Origin of the sequence: Nocardia sp. NPDC023852, from assembly GCF_040639505.1 — a bacterium.
In the GTDB taxonomy this organism is placed as follows: Bacteria; Actinomycetota; Actinomycetes; order Mycobacteriales; family Mycobacteriaceae; genus Nocardia.
In genome coordinates this window covers 436,097-453,759 of sequence record NZ_JBFAAB010000002.1, presented here as the reverse complement: position 1 = coordinate 453,759, position 17,663 = coordinate 436,097, and the positions used below count along the sequence as shown (strand labels likewise).

Annotated in this window: 17 protein-coding genes and 1 pseudogene; 7 read left to right on the top strand and 11 right to left on the bottom strand. The window is 67.7% G+C overall.

The window, feature by feature from the left end:
* Positions 1–15 precede the first annotated feature (15 nt).
* Both AB0H00_RS05815 and AB0H00_RS05810 read right to left on the bottom strand, forming a co-directional pair.
* Entirely contained in the window at positions 16–1,260 is a 1,245-nt protein-coding gene (locus tag AB0H00_RS05815; protein ID WP_357261403.1) for a bifunctional 3,4-dihydroxy-2-butanone-4-phosphate synthase/GTP cyclohydrolase II, read from the bottom strand.
* 239 nt (positions 1,261–1,499) lie between these two features.
* A complete protein-coding gene (locus tag AB0H00_RS05810) occupies positions 1,500–2,123 on the bottom strand; it encodes a riboflavin synthase (protein WP_357261401.1) in 624 nt (207 codons plus the stop codon).
* 563 nt (positions 2,124–2,686) lie between these two features.
* Here AB0H00_RS05810 and AB0H00_RS05805 point away from each other — a divergent pair.
* On the top strand, positions 2,687–3,157 hold the full coding sequence (locus AB0H00_RS05805) for a hypothetical protein (RefSeq protein ID WP_357261399.1): 471 nt from the start codon (positions 2,687–2,689) through the stop codon (positions 3,155–3,157).
* A 6-nt stretch (positions 3,158–3,163) separates the two neighbouring features.
* Here AB0H00_RS05805 and rpe read toward each other — a convergent pair whose 3' ends face one another.
* The gene (rpe, locus tag AB0H00_RS05800) at positions 3,164–3,820 is read right to left on the bottom strand and encodes a ribulose-phosphate 3-epimerase (protein ID WP_357262405.1); all 657 of its coding nucleotides are present in this window, start codon (positions 3,818–3,820) and stop codon (positions 3,164–3,166) included.
* A gap of 96 nt (positions 3,821–3,916) precedes the next feature.
* Between rpe and AB0H00_RS05795 the strand changes: the two genes are divergently transcribed.
* Together AB0H00_RS05795 and AB0H00_RS05790 are read left to right on the top strand one after the other, a co-directional pair.
* Positions 3,917–4,339: an anti-sigma factor gene (locus AB0H00_RS05795; protein ID WP_357261396.1), complete on the top strand. Its 423-nt coding sequence runs from the start codon at positions 3,917–3,919 to the stop codon at positions 4,337–4,339.
* Positions 4,339–5,202: an RNA polymerase sigma factor SigF gene (locus AB0H00_RS05790; RefSeq protein ID WP_357261393.1), complete on the top strand. Its 864-nt coding sequence runs from the start codon at positions 4,339–4,341 to the stop codon at positions 5,200–5,202. Before AB0H00_RS05795 ends, AB0H00_RS05790 begins: the two co-directional genes overlap by 1 nt.
* Before the next feature lie 6 nt (positions 5,203–5,208).
* On the opposite strand, the pseudogene AB0H00_RS05785 reads toward AB0H00_RS05790, so the two are convergent.
* The 4 genes and pseudogenes from AB0H00_RS05785 to def all read right to left on the bottom strand — a co-directional run bounded on the left by AB0H00_RS05785 (position 5,209) and on the right by def (position 8,853).
* Positions 5,209–5,560, bottom strand: a pseudogene (locus tag AB0H00_RS05785) (MmcQ/YjbR family DNA-binding protein).
* A gap of 49 nt (positions 5,561–5,609) precedes the next feature.
* On the bottom strand, positions 5,610–7,181 hold the full coding sequence (locus AB0H00_RS05780) for a transcription antitermination factor NusB (RefSeq protein WP_357261390.1): 1,572 nt from the start codon (positions 7,179–7,181) through the stop codon (positions 5,610–5,612).
* 182 nt (positions 7,182–7,363) lie between these two features.
* Positions 7,364–8,287, bottom strand: a complete 924-nt coding sequence (gene fmt, locus AB0H00_RS05775; RefSeq protein ID WP_357261387.1) for a methionyl-tRNA formyltransferase — start codon at positions 8,285–8,287, stop codon at positions 7,364–7,366.
* A complete protein-coding gene (gene def / locus AB0H00_RS05770; RefSeq protein ID WP_357261385.1) occupies positions 8,287–8,853 on the bottom strand; it encodes a peptide deformylase in 567 nt (188 codons plus the stop codon). Before def ends, fmt begins: the two co-directional genes overlap by 1 nt.
* A gap of 353 nt (positions 8,854–9,206) precedes the next feature.
* Here def and AB0H00_RS05765 point away from each other — a divergent pair, with 353 nt between their 5' ends.
* From AB0H00_RS05765 to AB0H00_RS05755, 3 genes are all read left to right on the top strand, one after another.
* On the top strand, positions 9,207–10,286 hold the full coding sequence (locus tag AB0H00_RS05765) for a methyltransferase (protein WP_357261382.1): 1,080 nt from the start codon (positions 9,207–9,209) through the stop codon (positions 10,284–10,286).
* A gap of 195 nt (positions 10,287–10,481) precedes the next feature.
* The gene (locus AB0H00_RS05760; protein ID WP_357261378.1) at positions 10,482–11,609 is read left to right on the top strand and encodes an FAD-dependent monooxygenase; all 1,128 of its coding nucleotides are present in this window, start codon (positions 10,482–10,484) and stop codon (positions 11,607–11,609) included.
* A 94-nt stretch (positions 11,610–11,703) separates the two neighbouring features.
* Positions 11,704–11,967: a hypothetical protein gene (locus AB0H00_RS05755; protein WP_357261375.1), complete on the top strand. Its 264-nt coding sequence runs from the start codon at positions 11,704–11,706 to the stop codon at positions 11,965–11,967.
* An 18-nt stretch (positions 11,968–11,985) separates the two neighbouring features.
* Here AB0H00_RS05755 and AB0H00_RS05750 read toward each other — a convergent pair whose 3' ends face one another.
* The 3 genes from AB0H00_RS05750 to AB0H00_RS05740 all read right to left on the bottom strand — a co-directional run bounded on the left by AB0H00_RS05750 (position 11,986) and on the right by AB0H00_RS05740 (position 14,367).
* Positions 11,986–12,801, bottom strand: coding sequence for an alpha/beta fold hydrolase (locus tag AB0H00_RS05750; RefSeq protein ID WP_357262402.1), 816 nt, complete (start codon positions 12,799–12,801; stop codon positions 11,986–11,988).
* A gap of 249 nt (positions 12,802–13,050) precedes the next feature.
* Positions 13,051–13,686 (bottom strand): PadR family transcriptional regulator, encoded by a 636-nt coding sequence (locus AB0H00_RS05745; RefSeq protein ID WP_357261372.1) that lies wholly within the window; start codon positions 13,684–13,686, stop codon positions 13,051–13,053.
* A gap of 99 nt (positions 13,687–13,785) precedes the next feature.
* Positions 13,786–14,367, bottom strand: coding sequence for a TetR/AcrR family transcriptional regulator (locus AB0H00_RS05740; RefSeq protein ID WP_357261369.1), 582 nt, complete (start codon positions 14,365–14,367; stop codon positions 13,786–13,788).
* Positions 14,368–14,435: 68 nt separating this feature from the next.
* Here AB0H00_RS05740 and AB0H00_RS05735 point away from each other — a divergent pair, with 68 nt between their 5' ends.
* Positions 14,436–15,281, top strand: a complete 846-nt coding sequence (locus AB0H00_RS05735; protein ID WP_357261366.1) for an NAD(P)H-binding protein — start codon at positions 14,436–14,438, stop codon at positions 15,279–15,281.
* Positions 15,282–15,317: 36 nt separating this feature from the next.
* Here AB0H00_RS05735 and AB0H00_RS05730 read toward each other — a convergent pair whose 3' ends face one another.
* Positions 15,318–17,609, bottom strand: a complete 2,292-nt coding sequence (locus tag AB0H00_RS05730; RefSeq protein ID WP_357262399.1) for a primosomal protein N' — start codon at positions 17,607–17,609, stop codon at positions 15,318–15,320.
* Positions 17,610–17,663: the final 54 nt, after the last annotated feature.

Sequence of the window (17,663 nt, the reverse complement as noted above, 5' to 3'; positions counted from 1 at the left end):
GGGTCTGCTCGGAGTTCAGTGTGCGGTCTCGCCGAGATCGAGTTCGTCGAGCCCGATCAGGTCGTGGCCCATCCGGTCACGCTTTGTTCGCAGGTAACGGAGGTTCTCCGTGTTGGCGCGCAACGGCATCGGCACTCGATCGGTGATCCGCAGGCCATAGCCGTCCAGACCAACACGCTTGGCCGGGTTGTTGGTGAGCAAACGCATCGAGCGGAGACCGAGATCCACCAAGATCTGGGCGCCGGTGCCGTAGTCGCGGGCATCGGCGGGCAGGCCCAGTTCCAGGTTCGCGTCGACCGTGTCGTGGCCGGAATCCTGCAGCTGGTAGGCCTGCAGCTTGTGCATCAGGCCGATACCGCGCCCTTCGTGGCCGCGCATGTACAGCACAATGCCGCGGCCCTCGGCCGCGACCATCTCCAGCGCGGCGTCCAGTTGCGGACCACAGTCACAGCGCAGCGACCCGAACACATCGCCGGTGAGGCACTCCGAGTGCACGCGCACCAGCACGTCCTCGCCGTCGCTGATGTCGCCACGCACCAGCGCGACGTGCTCGACCTCGTCGTAGATGCTCTGGTAACCGACTGCCATGAACTCGCCGTGCGACGTGGGAATACGCGCCTCCGCGACCCGCACCACGTGCTTCTCGTGCTTGCGCCGCCAGGCGATCATGTCCGCGATGGAGATCAGCGCGAGCTCGTGCTCGTCGGCGAAAACGCGTAACTCCTCGGTGCGGGCCATATGACCCTCGTCCTTCTGGCTGACGATCTCGCAAATCACACCCGCGGCTCGCAGCCCTGCCATCCTGGCGAGGTCGACGGCCGCCTCGGTGTGGCCGGGACGGCGCAGTACCCCACCGTCCTTGGCGCGCAACGGCACCACGTGGCCCGGCCTGGTGAAGTCGTCGGCCTTCGCGTCGGCATCGGCGAGCAGCCGCATGGTGGTGGCCCGGTCGGCGCCCGAGATGCCGGTGGTGACGCCCTCGCGCGCGTCCACCGAGACGGTGTATGCGGTGCCGTGCTTGTCCTGGTTCATCGCGTACATAGGCGGGAGACCCAGGCGATCACAGTCGTCACCGGTGAGCGGCACGCAGATGTACCCAGAGGTGTAGCGGATCATGAAGGCGACCAGCTCCGGGGTGGCCTTCTCCGCCGCGAAGATGAGGTCGCCCTCGTTCTCGCGGTCCTCGTCATCAACGACGACGACCGCCTTACCGGCGGCGATGTCGGCGACTGCGCGCTCGATGCTGTCGAACCTGGTCACGTCTGCTGTGCTCCATCTCGAAATAGGTGCCTCACCACAGTACTGTGTCTCATTTGCCGCGCCTTCGCGCGGCGTGTTCGCGGCTTGCTCCGAGCAGGCGAGACTCGCACCCAGCTACGGCTGGAACTCGCGACTTCACCGCATGCACTCGCCGCTCGGACATGCGCACGTCCCGAACGGCGCTCGAGACCGTCGCGCCCTCTCACGACGCGGGCGGGGCCGAGCGGATCGCCACACGACTAGTCGCGTTGCTGGAGGCGTTCGACGTACTTGGCGATTACGTCCACTTCCAGGTTCACGGTGGTGCCGACGGTGGCGAAGCCTAGGTTGGTCAGCGACAGAGTGGTCGGGATCAGGGAGACTTCGAACCAATCGCGGCTTCCGTCCTCGGTGGGCTCGTCGGCGACGCCTAGACCGGAAACGGTGAGCGAGATGCCGTCGACGGTGATCGATCCCTTGTCCACGACGTAGCGAGCGACGTGCTCGGGCAGGGAGATTCGTACCACGTCCCAGTTCTCCGACGACGTCCGGAAGAGCACGGTGCCGGTGCCGTCGACGTGGCCCTGCACCAGATGGCCGCCGAGCCTGCTGTTCAGCGCGGCGGCCCGCTCCAAGTTCACCTTCGAGCCGACGTCCAGCTTCCCGATGCTGGAGCGGTTCAGCGTCTCGGCCATCACATCGACAGTGAACGACTCGCCGCCGACCACCTCGACGACCGTCAGGCATACCCCATTCACGGCGATCGAATCACCGTGCCCGGCATCGGAGGTCACCAGCTTGCCCTTGATCGTCAGCCGCGCGGCGTCGGCCAACTGCTCGCTGGCGACGATCTCGCCGAGTTCCTCGACGATGCCTGTGAACATGTGCCCTGACTCCCTGTCGCGTCGTTGTCCTCCGGTTGCGGAACAGCGCGGGCCCCGGCCGCTATTCCCGCCACCTCCTCAGCCTAACGACGCCAGGTCGTAGCGGACAGCGGCCTGGCCGATCCACACCCGGCTCCGCCGGGGAGACCGGAAGCAGACCGCAGGGCGAGCAAGTCGCGCTCGAACAAACATCTGCCATCGAAAGCTGAACGAAAATTGCCCACGTATGCCGAAATCGGCGCCGATCACAAGAAGGCGATTCCCGTTCAAGCCTATTTTCGCTATCGCCCGAATTAATTTCCGCTCGCGCGCGTAATGGTCGATTCCCGCGTGGTACCCCACCGAAACACGCTTATAACGTGAACTAGCACACAGATGGAAAACCAGGCGATATCGTCATATGACTGATGCCTCCCGTTCAGCTTCCCGCAGAGCAGTTCGATGTGGAGCGGTTGGACGTGGGGCCGCAGTACACCCGAGAAGTTCAACCCAGGATGTCAACAACTCGAGAAAGCCGAAAACACAGTGGGCCAAATCAAGTGCGACACAGTTGGGGGCACGGTGTGACCGCCATTCTCGATTCGGCGCTGGAAGTCCGCTGCTCGCAGTATCGCCGCGAATTCGATCTGCCCGCAGCGGTCGATCCCACCTCGCGCCGCATTCTGCTGCATATCGGCGCTGATTACGGCGCCATCACGATGCCCGCCGATCTCGGCGAACGAGTGCAGCAACGACTCGTCCAGGCCGGGCTCGCCGGTCCGGTTGTCGAACATCCACGCGCCCGGCTCTGGACGTTCCTCACCGGGCACGCCCAGCGCGACACGCTCAGCGCCGGCGTCTTGGCCCAATTGTTCCGGCTGTATGCCACAGTCGCGTGTACCGGCAGCCAGGTCGTGCTGCCCTCGCCGGAGGACGAGCGCACCGGCTACCGCACCTGGATCCGACCACCGGAGGTTGCGTCGCCCCGGCCGCCGCTCAGCGCCGTGATCGAGGCGACGCAGGAGGTCGGCACGCGGAAAGTTCGCGTGGGGTAAGAAGTTTCAGCGCGTCCGCGCCGAGGCTGCCGTACTGCGCAGCGCCTGCACGGTGGCCCCGGGGTCCGCGGTGTTGTAGACCGCGGACCCGGCGACGAAGCAATCGACGCCCGCCTCCGCGGCGGCCTCGATGGTGTCGGCGTTGATGCCGCCGTCGATCTCGACCACCAACCGCAGCTCGCCGGAGTCGACGAGATTGCGCACGATACGTGCCTTCTCCAGCACGTGCGAAATGAACGACTGCCCGCCGAAGCCCGGCTCCACGCTCATCACGAGCAGTGTGTCGAACTCACGCAGGATCTCCAGATACGGTTCGATGGGCGTGTTGGGCTTGACGGAAAGCCCGGCCTTGGCGCCCGCCGCGCGAATGTCGCGGGCGACCGCGATCGGATCGTCGGTGGCCTCCGCGTGAAAGGTGACGTTGTATGCGCCCGCCTCGGCGTACGGCGGCGCCCAGCGGCCCGGGTCCTCGATCATGAGGTGGCAGTCCAGTGGGATATCGGTCGCCTTCAGCAAGCTTTCGACCACAGGAAGACCGATCGTGAGGTTCGGCACGAAGTGCGCGTCCATCACGTCGACATGCAGCCAGTCGGCACCCTTGACCGCCCGCACCTCGTCCGCGAGGTGCGCGAAGTCGGCGGACAAGATGGACGGGGCGATCATCGGGACGGCCGGACGCGGGAAAGTCGGGTTGGACACAACGCGGCAGTCTAACGGTCGGTAGGGTTGCCCAGCGCGGGAGTGGGTAGCCTGCATAGGGTGATCAATATTTCGGCGGAACAGGGGCTCTACAGCACCCCGGTGGAGATTCGGGTGGCCGCATCGGTGACACAGCTGCCCATCGTGCGTGGGCTCGCCGAAACCCTCGTCCTACTCAGCGATTTCACGCTGGATGAGGTGGCCGACATCCGGCTTGCCGTCGACGAGGTCTGCTCGACGCTGATCGCGGTCGCGGCACAGGAAACCAGCTTGAACTGCCGGTTCACCGTCGGTGACACCGAGCTGCTCGTCCGGGTCGACGGGATCGCGGAGAAGCCGGGGCTGCCCGACCAGCGCAGCTTCGGCTGGCATGTGCTGCGCACGCTCACCGACACGGTGGACGCGACACAGGATTCGTTCGATTCGACGGTTTCCGGGTATCCGACCAGGGTCGAGTTCCGTCGGCTCCGGGGGAAGGCGTAGTGACCGACGAGGAAACCGTGTCCGAATCCCAACGAGACGATGACGCCGACACGCTGACCACGGAGGACGCCGCCGAGGAGAGCGAAACCCTCGAAGCCGCTGGCGCCGTCCCTGCTTATGACGATGTCGGACTTCTCTTCGGGCAGCTCACCGCCAGTGAGCCGGGCACAGCGCGGCATACCGCGCTCCGCGCGGAACTGATCGGTCGCTGCATCCCGCTCGCTGACCACATCGCACGCAAGTTCAGCGGACGCGGCGAACCGTTCGACGACCTCACCCAGGTGGCCAGAGTGGGTCTGGTGCACGCGGTGGACCGCTTCGATGTCGAGCGGGGATCGAACTTCCTCTCCTTCGCGGTGCCGACCATCATGGGCGAGGTCCGCCGCTACTTCCGCGACAATACGTGGGCGATGCGAGTGCCGCGGCGGGTGAAGGAAACTCACCTGCGCATCGGCGCGGCGATCGACTCGCTCTCGCAAAGCCTCGGCCGCGCGCCGACCGCAAAGGAGATCGCGGCGGAACTGGACGTCGATCCGGACGAGGTGACCCAGGCCGTCATCGCGGGCAACGCCTACCAGCCGAGCTCGATCGACGCGGCCACACTCGGCCGCGATACCGAAGCCTCGCTGCTGGACACCCTCGGCGAGGAAGAATCCCAGTTCGACCGCGTCGAGGAATACGTCGCGATCCGGCCGCTGCTGGCCGGACTGCCCGAGCGGGAACGCCGAATCCTCACCATGCGATTCTTCGAATCGATGACGCAAACCCAGATCGCGCAGCAGATGGGAATCTCGCAGATGCATGTGTCGCGTATCCTCGCGAAAACCCTTGCCCGCCTGCGCGATCAGTCCAGTCGAGAGTGACGATACTCAACCCTGTCCGCGTTCGCGCACTCTGCGCGCCTTCGCCGGGGCGGTGAGCCACCAAGCGGCGTCCAACATCTCACGCAGCTGATCGGGGGCAACGCGATCCAGGTCGACGAGGATGTAGGCGTGGCCGTCATAGTGCGGCGTGGTGTAGTAGGCGGGATCGCCGGAGGCCAACAGCGCCTGTTTCTCGACCATCTCGCAGGCCAGCACGAGCCCGCCCTCGGCCTCGCGGCGCAGCCGGGCGAACCCCTTGCCGTCAAACCTTCAACGCCGGGCTGCGCTACCAGGTCGCTTCTTCGACGCCCGGGAGATCGGTCGCCAAAGCCACTACGTCCGGCCAGGTCATCGTCATGATCCGAGTGTGCGGCAGGACCGAGCGTCCACGCTTGGACAAATGGAACTCAGCGCGGCTTGCGGAGCGCGGCCAGGAACATCGCGTCGGTGCCGTGCCGATGCGGCCACAGTTGCGCCGCTGGCCCGTCGCCGACGTCGGTGACGCCGGGCAGCAGGTCGCGGGTGTCCACCTGCTCTGCGCCCAGGCGACGCACGCCATCGGCGACGATAGACACCGTCTCGGCCAGGTGTGGGGAACAGGTCGAGTACACGACGACCCCACCCGGACGCAGCAGATCCCATGCGGCGGTGAGTAATTCACGCTGCAGCACGACCAGTTCACGGACATCGCCAGGGGTCCGCCGCCAACGCGCCTCCGGCCTGCGGCGCAGTGCGCCAAGGCCGGTGCATGGGGCATCCACCAGGATGCGGTCGTAGCCGCGGGTCAGTCCGCTGGCGCGGCCATCGGCTACGTGGACGTCGACCGGAAGGTCGCGCACCGTTTTGCGCACCAGCTCGGCGCGGTGCTCGGCGGGCTCGACCGCGTCGACCCGGAAGCCGTCGATCGCGGCGATCGCCCCGAGCAGTGCGGCCTTGCCGCCTGGTCCCGCGCACAGGTCGAGCCAGCGGCCGTTGTCTTCACCATCGAGCGCGGCCCGCGTCAGCGCGAGCGCGACCAATTGGCTGCCTTCGTCCTGCACTGCTGCCATGCCCTCGCGCACCGGCTCGAGCTTGCCGGGGTCGCCGCCTTCCAGGTACACCGCATACGGCGACCACCGACCTTCCTCGCCACCGGTCACCAGTGCGAGTTCCTCCGCGGTGATATCGCCGGGTCTGGCCACCAGATGCACGAGCGGTCGGGCGTCGTCCGCGGCGAGCGCCTCGCGCAGCTCCCCCGCCCGGGCGCCGAGCGCGTCGGCGAATGCCTGCGCGATCCACACCGGATGCGCATACTCGAAGGCCAACCTGCCGACGGGGTCGGCGGGCGCGAGCGCCTCGACCCATTGCTCGGTGGTCCGCTCGCCCGCCCGCCGCAGCACGGCGTTCACGAAACCGGCCTTGCCCGCACCGAATTCGCCGCGAGCCAGGGCCACGGACGTGTCGACCGCGGCGTGCGCGCCGATCCTGGTCCGCAGCAGCTGATAGGCACCCAACCGCAGTACGTCCAGCAACGGCCCGTCGATCTCCTCGATCGGCCTGCCGGCGCCCTGGGCGATCACCGCGTCGAGCAGCCCCAGCGACCGGCACGCTCCATAAGCGAGTTCGGTCGCCAAGGCCGCGTCCCGCCCGGACAACCCGCGGTCGCGCAGCAGAGCGGGCAGGACAAGATTGGCGTAGGCGTCGCGTTCGCGCACCGCGCGCAGCACATCCCTGGCAACCGACCGCGGCGGATCGACGTTCTCGTGTCGGGCTGATCGGCCGACGCCCGACGCACCTTGACGCGCAGCGGTTTTCGATTTCGCGGTGGCGCGCGCCGGGCGCTGCTCGGCGGAACGATCTGCTCGACCCGCCGTCGCACGCTGCCCCGTGGCGGCACGCCGTTCGTTACGGTTGTGCCCGCCCGCCTCGCCCTGGCCACCGCCCCGAGAACGCTGCTCGGCGGCCCGTGACTGCCCGGGACCGTTCCGGTTCTGCGTCACGCGCTTCGGAGGTTCGCCACTATCGGCCGAATTCGGCTGCCGTGCGCCGCTCGGCCGCGCACCCTGGGCACGGGCTCGACCGGTGCCGCCGGACCGATTCGTAGGCTCCGCCGCGGCATCCTGTTCGCCGCCGCGCCGCCCACTGCGTTGGCTGTCGTCGCCACGCCGGTTTTCGCGCGGGTTCACTCGACCACCGCGCCAGGCCGCAGGCGCGCACCACGCGCCCAGTCGAGGGCGGCCATCATGCGCTTGCCCTGCGGCTGAACCTGATCCAGCCGCACGGCGGTAGTCGCGGTGCCGAGGAAAACTCCGGTCTTACGGACCTCGATCGCCCGCTCCGGCAACACCTCCTCGACCAGCTCGACCGGGCCCAGTTTGAGTCGGGTGCCGTCGACCTCGGTCCACGCACCCGGCGCGGGAGTGACGGCGCGGATACGTCTGCCGATGGCCAGCGCGGGCTGATCCCACCGGACGTGCCCGGCCTCGACGCCGACCTTCGGCGCATAGGAGACGCCGACGTTGGACTGCGGAACCGCTTGCAGCGAGCCGTCTTCCACACCATCCAGGGTCGCCTCGAGAAGCCGGGCGCCACTGTCGGCGAGTCGCTCCAGCAGCGTACCCGCGGTGTCGGTAACGGAGATCTTCTCGGTCACCATGCCGAACACCGGGCCCGTGTCCAGTCCGGCCTCGATTTGGAAGGTCGACGCGCCGGTGATCTCGTCGCCCGCATCGATCGCCGCCTGCACCGGGGCGGCCCCACGCCAGGCGGGCAGCAGCGAGAAGTGCAGGTTGATCCAGCCGAACCGGGGGACATCGAGCACCTGCTGGGGCAGCAGCGCGCCGTAAGCCACAACCGGGCAGCAGTCCGGCGCCAGTTCGGTGAGTTGCGCAATGAATTCGGGTTCGGATGGCCGCCGCGGCGTGAACACGGGAATGCCGTACTCGTCGGCCAGCCTGCCGACCGGCGACCTGGTCACCTTGCGACCCCGCCCTGCCACCGCATCCGGCCGGGTGACCACCGCGACCAGCTCGTGGCGCCCCGATTCCAGGAAGCGCCGCAGCGACGGCACCGCCGGTTCGGGGGTCCCCGCGAAGACGATGCGCATCAACGGCCCAGCCCGAACGGGTTGGCTTGGCCCGTTCCACTCATCGACCGCGCCGGCCGTACCGTCGACCCCGCGGAGAACCACTCGGATTCGCGGATGGTCCGCATCGCCTCCTTGCGCTGGGCCGGGTCGAGGCGATCGATGAACAGCACACCGTCGAGGTGATCGCTCTCGTGCTGCACGCACCGTGCGAGCAGCCCCTCCGCCTGCCATGTGACCGGCGCGCCGTCCAGGTCCACACCGGACGCGCGCACGCGCCGCGCGCGCCGCGTGTCGTAACGCACACCGGGGATCGACAGGCAGCCCTCCGGACCGACCTGCTCCTCGTCATCGATGACCTCCCATTGCGGGTTCACCAGGTGTCCGGCGGCGTCGCCGGTGTCGTAGACGAACACACGCAGCCCAACACCGATCTGCGGTGCCGCCATTCCGACTCCGCCGTCGTCGTGCATGGTCTCGGTCAAGTCGGTCACCAGCTGTCGCAGGTCGCGGTCGAACGCGGTGACCTCCGTGGCGCGGGCACGCAGGATGGGATCGCCGAACAGGCGAACGGGCTGAATGGTCACGGCTGGCTCCCGGAATCGGACGAACGCGGTCGTCTCATTCTAGTGAGACGACGCGGATATCCCCGATTCACCAGCCGGAAGCTGGTAGAACTGCTATGCGGACCGGGCGGGGTGTCGAGCCCCCCGCCCGGCCGCCCGAAACGACCTGGTCAGCGACCTCAGAGCAGCCTTTCCCGCAGTTCCTCGCACTCACGCGGTCCTCGGCGCAAAGCCCGCGTCCTCTTTCACCTCGGTCCGTGACAGCTCGGTCGGTACCGTGCCCGCGCCGCCAGAGCACGGCGTCGGGGTGGGGTGTTGCTGGCATGGTGCGCCTTCAACCTGCCGAAATCGGCTGAGTACCGCACAATACCCCGATGGCTGCAAGCAAGAACAAGGTTCCACCGCTGCCCGTGATCCGGATCGTCGAACGGATTCGCGCCGCGTTCACGGCACTGAACCGGAGGCTCGCACCCCCGCCTCTCGCCCTGTTCGAGATGATCGCCGCCGCCTCTACCGCACAGGCCGTCTGTGCCGCTGCACAGCTCGGCATCGCCGACGCGTTGGCCGCCGGACCGCGCGGTCTCGCGGATCTGGCGGCCGACATCGACGCCGATCCCGACTACCTGCGGCGGCTGCTTCGCTGGCTGATCAGCCAGGACATCTTCACTCAGCACCCCGACGGAACCTACGGTCTGACACCGCTCGCCGAACCCCTACGCGCGGACGCGCCGGTGTCCATGCGCAACTTCGCGCTCTTCATCGGGTCTCCCCAGCATCGGCAGTACTGGTCATACCTGAGTGATGCGGTGCGCACCGGCGCCGCGGTCATTCCCGAGGGCATGGACGGTCTTCCGTTCTTCGATTACGTCCGTAAAGACCGGGAATTCGGTGCCGTCTTCGACGGCGCCATGACCAGTATTTCGGAGTTGATGCTGGAACCGATGCTGGCCGCGGGTCACTTCCACCGATTCGGAACGATCGTCGACGTCGGCGGTGGGCGGGGCAGGATGCTCGCCGAGATTCTCGCCCGAGCACCCGAAACCCGCGGTGTCCTGTTCGATCTGCCCGAAATCGTCGCCGACGTGCAGGCACCAGACCGGTGCACCGTCGTTGCCGGCTCCTTTTTCGACACAGTTCCCGAGGGCGGTGACGCCTATGTTCTCAAACACATCGTGCACGACTGGGGCGATAATGAGGCGGAGAAGATCCTGCGCACCGTGCACCGCGCCATGACCGGGTCGGCACGACTGTTGTTGCTGGAAATAGTTCTCCCCGAAGGAAATCGGCCGCATCGGGGTAATTTCCTCGATCTGGAGATGATGGTCAGCGCCGGTGGTCGCGAACGCACCGAACGAGAATTCCGCGAGCTCCTCGCCGCCGCGGGATTCGAGTTGGTCCGCATTACCCCCACCGCTACACCCGACAGCATCCTGGAAGCGCGCAAGGCGGAGTGACCAGGTCCTCGCGCCGCATGTTGTGTTCTCTCCAGTACGAGCAGGGTGGCTACGTGGTCGCGCTCAGCTGCCGCATCCGGGGGCAGCGGGCCACCCCGCCAGTAGTGGCTTCCAAGGCAGTGGATGGTCCGGTGACACTGCGCGAGCCAACTTTCAACCCGGCCCCCTTTCCCATCAACAACGTTTGGAGCTGCTGTGAGTTCGTCGTCTTCCCCTCGCCGTGTCTTGGTGGTCGGCGCCGGCGTTGGCGGACTTACCCTCGCGATCGCGCTCGCGCGCCGCGGCGTCACCGTCGAAGTCGTCGATATCAATCCGGGCCGCAACGTCGCCGGCTGGGGTCTCAGCCTCACTGGACCGAGTCTGCGAGCTCTCGATGTGCTCGCACTCGCCGACGAATGCATCGCCGCCGGATACGGAATCACGGCAATCAGCAACTGCGGCTCGAACGGCGAGGTGCGCAACGTCATCCCTTTGCCGCCGCTGCTCGGTCCGAAGCGCCCCAGCCAGATTGGACTCGGCCGACCTGCGCTGTACGACATCCTGTGCGAGGCTGCGCTGGCAGCCGGAGTCGTGATCAGCTACGGCCGCACGATCGACGGGCTGCACGACAACGGGGAAATTGTCCGGGCCACCGTCAGCGACGGCAGTGAGCGCTTCGCCGATGTCGTCGTCGGTGCCGACGGGGTCCATTCCCGGGTGCGGTCGTTGCTCGGGATTCACGGCAGTTCGCGGTATATCGGGCAGATGGTCTGGCGGGCTCTCGTACCTCGCCCGGGCTGGGCGACATCACTGCACACCTTTGCGGGCACTGGAAACAACGCCGGGCTCGTCCCGATCGCCGACGACCGAGCGTACGTGTTCCTCACCGAGAACCAGGCGGAACCCTCCCCGATCCCGGAGGACACCCTGGCCGACGGCATGCGGCGGCTATTGGCTCCGTTCGGCGGGCGAGTTGCCGAAGTCCGTGACCTCATCACCGATTCGGCGTTGGTCGTGCGGCGGCCTGTGCAGGTGGTCATGGTCGAGGGCCCATGGCATCGCGGCCGCACCGTGATCATCGGTGATGCCGCGCATGCGCCCTCACCGCAATTGGTCAGCGGCGCCGCTCTCGCCATCGAGGACGGCGTTCTACTCGCCGAGGAATTGGCCGCAGCGGCGAACGTCGAGAAGGCACTGGTCGCCTTCACACAGCGGCGGCTGGAGCGATGCCGACTGGTAGTCGAGTCCTCGGTCCGAATCGCCGACCTCGGTCGCACCGGCCGGCACGCGGAAGCGGACGACGTTCAGCAGCGATGCCACCGATCGATGGCTGCGCCGGCGTGACCGACATCCGACCTCGTGTTCGACCCACACCTTGCTCGAGGAAATGATGCTCTGAGCCGCCGCCACCTAGGGCAGGACCGAACCTGACACCAACGTGCCGGTCGCCGTAGCAGTCCTACCCCACGACATCGGCGTCCCTGTCCGCCGCATCGCCGAACAGAACCACAACATCGTGCGCTGGACCGAATTCGAACGCGACGGCCACTTCGCCGCCATGGAAGAACCCGACCTCATCATCGACGACTTGCGCGCCGCGTTCCGCGACTACCGCAAAGAGTCCACTGTGCCCACGGTCCGCAATCGCGAGCGTTGTCGCCGGAAGGATCCATTGCCGCAGTGGACTGCTGCGAATCGTTGAGCCGCGAGTCGACCCCGCTCAGGAATGCCCGGCGATGATCACTTCGGGGATGCCGGTGCCGAGCGGGACCGGCTTGCACACCGGGGCCGGGCTGCCCGGATCCAGGGTGGCGAGCAGCAATTCCTGCACGAACGGGTCGTACACCATGTGGAAATGTCCGGTCAGGTCGGAGGGGCACAAATCCTGCAGCACGAGGTTCCGCGCGCCGGGGCCACGCAGCGCGATGTTGCTGAACGGCTGGATCATCTCGTCGACCCGACTGCCGATGGTCACGTACCGGACGCCGGGCACCGTGTCACCGCCCGCGTTGAGGTCGGTCATGATCGGCGATCCCTGGACCTGCTGCACCGCCGCGAGCGAGGTCACCTGCGCGAATGCCTGCAGTGCACCGGGGATTGCCTGGGCGATCGGCACCAGTCCATACATCACACCGCCGTAGCTGGGCGAAGCGAGACCCACCCACTGGTCGACCTTGGGCGCACCGCCGAGTTTGTTGACGAAGTAGCGGGTCACAGTGGCACCCTGCGAGAAGCCGACCAGATCGACCTTGCTCGCGCCGGTCGCCGCGAGCACCTGATCGACGAACGCGCCGACCTGGTAGGCGCTGAGAACCAGGTCCTCCGTGCCGTAACTCTCCGCGCCGGGCTTTCCACCGTAGTTCATGGCGAATACGCAGAATCCTGCCGCGGTCAGCTGCGGCGCGATGCCCGACCAGTCGGAATAGGCCGAGGAATCGGTCCCGTGCGCAAGCACCACGGGCCGGGGGTGGGCGGCGGTCGGCACGCAACTGAAGTCGTTGGTGCCCACCGGAACCGCATCCGGATGGTTCTTCATGTACACCGCGGCGGCCAAGTGGTCCTGCTGCGGCGGAGCGGAATGCCTCGGCACGTCGGGCGGACGGACGAACGAGTCGGCCGACGCCGCGCCGGAGCCGAGCGCGGCGGCTCCGGCGATCGCGCAGGCCAGCACGGCGCTACACAAATGTGAATAACCCCAACTCCACGAACCCCTCGGCTGTCCCATGTCATAATGATCTACCCGATCGGCTCCAAATGCGCGCTGTTATGGGGTGTTTCACGTCCCCTACTTCTCGGGGGTCTCGTCCTCGGCGAGGATGCGGTAGAGGGACTTGCGGGTCTCGGTAAGCAGTTCGGCCGCACGCGCGGCCTGTTCCGGGGTGCCCGCCGCGGCGACCTGTGCGACCGCGCCCATCAGCTGCCCGACAAGTCCGCGCAGGTCGATCGCTTGCGCCCCGACGTCCTGCTTGACGTCTGCCCACGGATCGCCCAGCTCGTGACGATGGGCTGTGACGTACTCGGTGCCCGTTTCAGTCAGCTTCGCGGTCTTGCGCCCCGCGACTTTCTCGATAAGGACGAGACCTTCGTCCTCCAGCTGTGCCAGCGCGGGGTAGATGGACCCCGGGCTCGGCCGCCAGATGTCGTCGCTGCGCTCGCGGATCTGCTGGATGAGTTCGTACCCATGCATCGGCCTCTCGGTGAGCAGCAGCAGCACGGCGGCGCGCACGTCGCCGCGCCTGCCCCGGCCGCCGCGACCTCGGCCGCGCCCGAAGTGCGGCCCGAAACCGGGGCCGAACCCAGGCCCGAACTCGGGCCCGAACCCGTGCCGGCCACCGCGGCGGAACCGTCGGCCCAGCTCGTCGTGGCCCGGCAGCGGCCTGCGGCCACGACGCCCGAATTCTCGATGTTCTTCGTGTTCCATGTCAGCCTCCCAAGGCTCTCGTGTTTTCATATTATCGACGATATATCGTCAATACATCGAAGACAAGTGCCGGGACGGGCTTCTCGAGTGAGTCGGACCTCAGCCAGCCAGCGAGTCGATCCAGCGCTCCAGCCGAGACCCCTCGGCAACCATGAGCTCGGGTTCATGGAAGGCATTGGTGAGCAACGAGATTCCCTGATAAGAAGCGATCAACGCCACCGCGAGCTCGCTGGCATCACTGCGACCCATGGCCACGAATTGCTGCTCCACCCAGTCGATCAGCGCACGCATGCCGGTTGCCACCTCGCGGTCGAGCCCGTCGGTACGCTTGCCCAGCTCCGCAGCCAAGGTCCCAGTGGGACAACCGAACTGCGCTGCAACGTCCCGCTGATCAACCCAGCCGCGCACCAACGCCTTGAGCCGGTCTTGCGGCGCGTCCTGCTGTTCCAGCACAGTGATCAGATCCCGCAGATTCCGCGTGTGCGCGCCGAGCGCCGCCTGCACCAGCTGATCCTTCGTCTTGAAGTAGTAGTACACATTGCCCACCGGAACCTCGGCGGACCGGGCGATGTCGGCGATCGTGGTCCTCTCGACGCCCTGTTCGTGAAACACCCGAGCCGCTGCGGCAGCCAACCGCTCCCGCTTGCCCGCCTGCGATGTCGCACCGACTGAGTTAGTCACACAACTGACTATAGACAAACGAACGACCGACGGCTAGGTTTCAGTCAGTCAACTAACTAGGAGTAATCGTGATCGTAGTGACCGGAGCAACCGGCAATGTCGGACGCACCCTCGTGCAGACCCTCGCCGAAGCTGGCGAGCAGGTGATCGCAGTGTCGCGCGGGAGCCAGGACATCGCGCTGCCCGACGGCGTGCGCCACCAGCGAGCCGATCTGACCGAACTGGACACGCTCTCCCCCGCCTTCGCGGGTGCCAAGGCACTGTTCCTGCACGACACCGGCACGAGTGCACACCTGATGAATCCGCGGGCAGTCCTCGAGCTCGCCGCAGCCGGCGGAGTCGAACGGATCGTGCAGCTGTCGTCCCAAGGAGTCGTCACCCGGCCACAGTCGGCCTCACACGGGAACCTGGGACAGTCCTTCGAGGATGCCGTCCGGGAGTCGGGAATGGAATGGACGATCCTCCGACCCGGGGGGTTCGCGTCCAACGCGTTCGCCTGGGTCGAATCGGTTCGTGGCCATCGGGCGGTCGCCGCACCGTTCGGCGACATCGGTCTGCCGATCATCGATCCGTCGGACATTGCCGAGGTTGCCGCCGCGGTCCTGTGCGAGGCCGGTCATGCCGGACAGAGCTACGAGTTGACCGGTCCTACCCTCAGCACGCCGCGGCAGCGGGCCGCTGCGATCGGTGCCACACTCGGCGAGCCGATCGAGTTCATCGAGCAGACCCGTGCCGAGGCGCGCGCACAGATGCTGCGGTTTATGCCCGAGTCTGTCGTCGAGACGACCCTGACGATCCTGGGCGCACCCACCGCCGCGGAGCAGCGGATCAGCCCCGATGTCGAAAAGGTGCTCGGCCGCGCACCCCGCACATTCGAGGACTGGGCGCGGCGAAACATCGCCGCCTTCCGATAGTCCACGGATCCGTTCGCATTGCCTATCGCCGGTCGTTCAACCGATATCGACGGGGTCTATCTGGACGCGCAGGGGTGCGTCCGAGCGGTGGGTGCTGCGGACGGCTCGAGCGGCGGTGAGGGCGCGGGCCAGCGCAGCGCCGGAGCCGCGGTGGACACGCAACAGAATGCGTTCGACCTCGGCGAGGGAATCGCCGGCGAAAGGTTTGCGGGCGGTGACCGGAAGCGGGACCGGACCGAGCATGTCCACGCCCTCTGGAAGGGTTGCGGTGGACAGTAGTTCGGCGATCGCATCGGAGGCGCCGTCGATCGCGGCCATCCGGACGGCTGGTGGGAAACCGACCTCGGCGCGGGCTCCGACCTCGGCGCGGGCGTGGCCGACGGGATCCCAGCGAACCAGGGCCTGCACGGTGGGTATCGAAGGCTCGGCCATCACGATGACCTGCCCCTGCGCCCGGACCAGGGTGGCGGCCGACATCCAACGGCGCAGCGCGTCCTCCGCGGCCCGCAGGTCGGCGCGGCTGAGGAGCGCCCACCCGTCGAGCAGCAGCGCGACGCCATAGCCGCCGGGGACGACGGGTTCGGCGCCCACCGTCGCGACCACGACCTGTGGTCCCGGCTCCACAGTGTCGAGCATCGCACCGCCGCCCGAGCCGCGGATCGGCACGCCGGGAAACGCGCGCCCCAGTTCTTCCGCAGTGCGGGACGCGCCGATCACTACGGCGCGCAGCGCGCGTGACCCACAGGTGGTGCAGCGGAACGCAGCCTCGGTGATACCGCACCAACGACAACTGGGGCTCTGCGCGGTCGCGCTGGATTCGGCCGACGATCCGCGTTGTCCACGTGCCTCCGGCAGCGCAAGAGGGCCGTTGCAGTGCCTGCATCGGGCCGGGGTGCGGCATTTCGCGCAGGCCAGCGCGGGTACGTAGCCGCGCCGTGGCACCTGCACCAGTACCGCTGCCCCCTCCTTCAACGCGGAGCGGGCGGCCGCGAACGCGACACCGGGAATCCGAACCGCCCGAGCCACCGGATCGCGTTCGAGCGCGATGTCGCTGTCGCCGGGCGCGCTGATCCTGGGCGAGGCCTCGCGCACGACGGCGCGGTCGGCGATCAGATCGTGCGCCCACCCCGAATCGACCACCGCCTGGATCTCGGCGGTCCGCGCGAATCCGGCCGCTACAAACGCCGCGCCGCTCTCGTGTGCCCGCAGCATCGCGACCTCGCGCGCATGCGGATACGGTGCGCGCGGTTCGGCGTATGTGTCGTCGCCGTCGTCCCAGAGCGCTATCAGCCCGAGGTTCGCGGCCGGTACGAACACCGTGCTGCGCGTGCCGACCACCACACGTGCCGACCCACGCAGCACCGCGAGCCAGCGCCGGTACCTGGCCGCGGGCCCCAGACCGGCGGCCAGTCCGACCGCCGAACCTCCCACCAGCCGAACGCATTCGGCCAGCACGCGGTCGAGGTCGCGTTGGTCGGGCACCATGAGGATCGCGCTGCGCCCCTGCCCGGCAACCACGGCGGCGAGCTCCGCGAGTCGACGCGGCCAGTCCTCGCCGGGCAGCGCCTGCCAGGCCGCGCGCGCCCCCCTTCCCTGCCCGAGTGCGGCCAGAAAGGCGGCGCCGTGGACGTACCGCTTCCACGGCGCGAGGTCGATGCCCGAAAATGCCTGTGTCCTGGCCGAATCGCGGGGAGCGACACATTCCATGGTCGACGCAGCGGCCTCGGATGCGTCGATGCCGTCAGCAGCGAGCGGGTGCGACGGTTCGTCGGTTGCCGTGCCGACGGTTTGCGGCACACCAGCATCGTTCACCCCGGCAGGTCGGTCACCCGGTGGCTCCGTGACCTCGCCGAATTTCACCGCCGACGCGCCTTCGGCTTCGATAGACGACTCGCCATCGGTCTCATTGGGTTCCGTCGATCCAACGAACGAGGCTGACGAAACATCGCGTTTCGCAGCCGAATCGGGCGGCGTCTTCGCTCCTCCGGATTCCGTTCGGGCGTGCCGCGGCGGAATGGCCAGGCGGAGCACATCGGCGCGGGTACCGGCGTAACGCGCGGCGACCGCGGTGGCGAGGGTCAGGACTTCCGGCGTCAGAACGCGCTCCCCGGACACGACACGCTCGAGCTCGACCAGCTTGCCGCTGTGATCGCTGTGCGCGAGCCGAGCGAGTAGGTAGCCGTCCACGAGGCGACCCGCGAAACGGACGCGCACCCGGACCCCAGGCTGGGCGATCTCGTCCAGCTCAGGAGGAACCAGGTAGTCGAAGTCGCGGTCGAGGTGCGCCGGTGACAGCAGCGGGAGCACCCGGGCGACCGGGTGCTCCACAGCTGCGGGGCCCGCGGACGGGCGGTCCCCCGGGGTGGCGGGGGCATCCGCCGC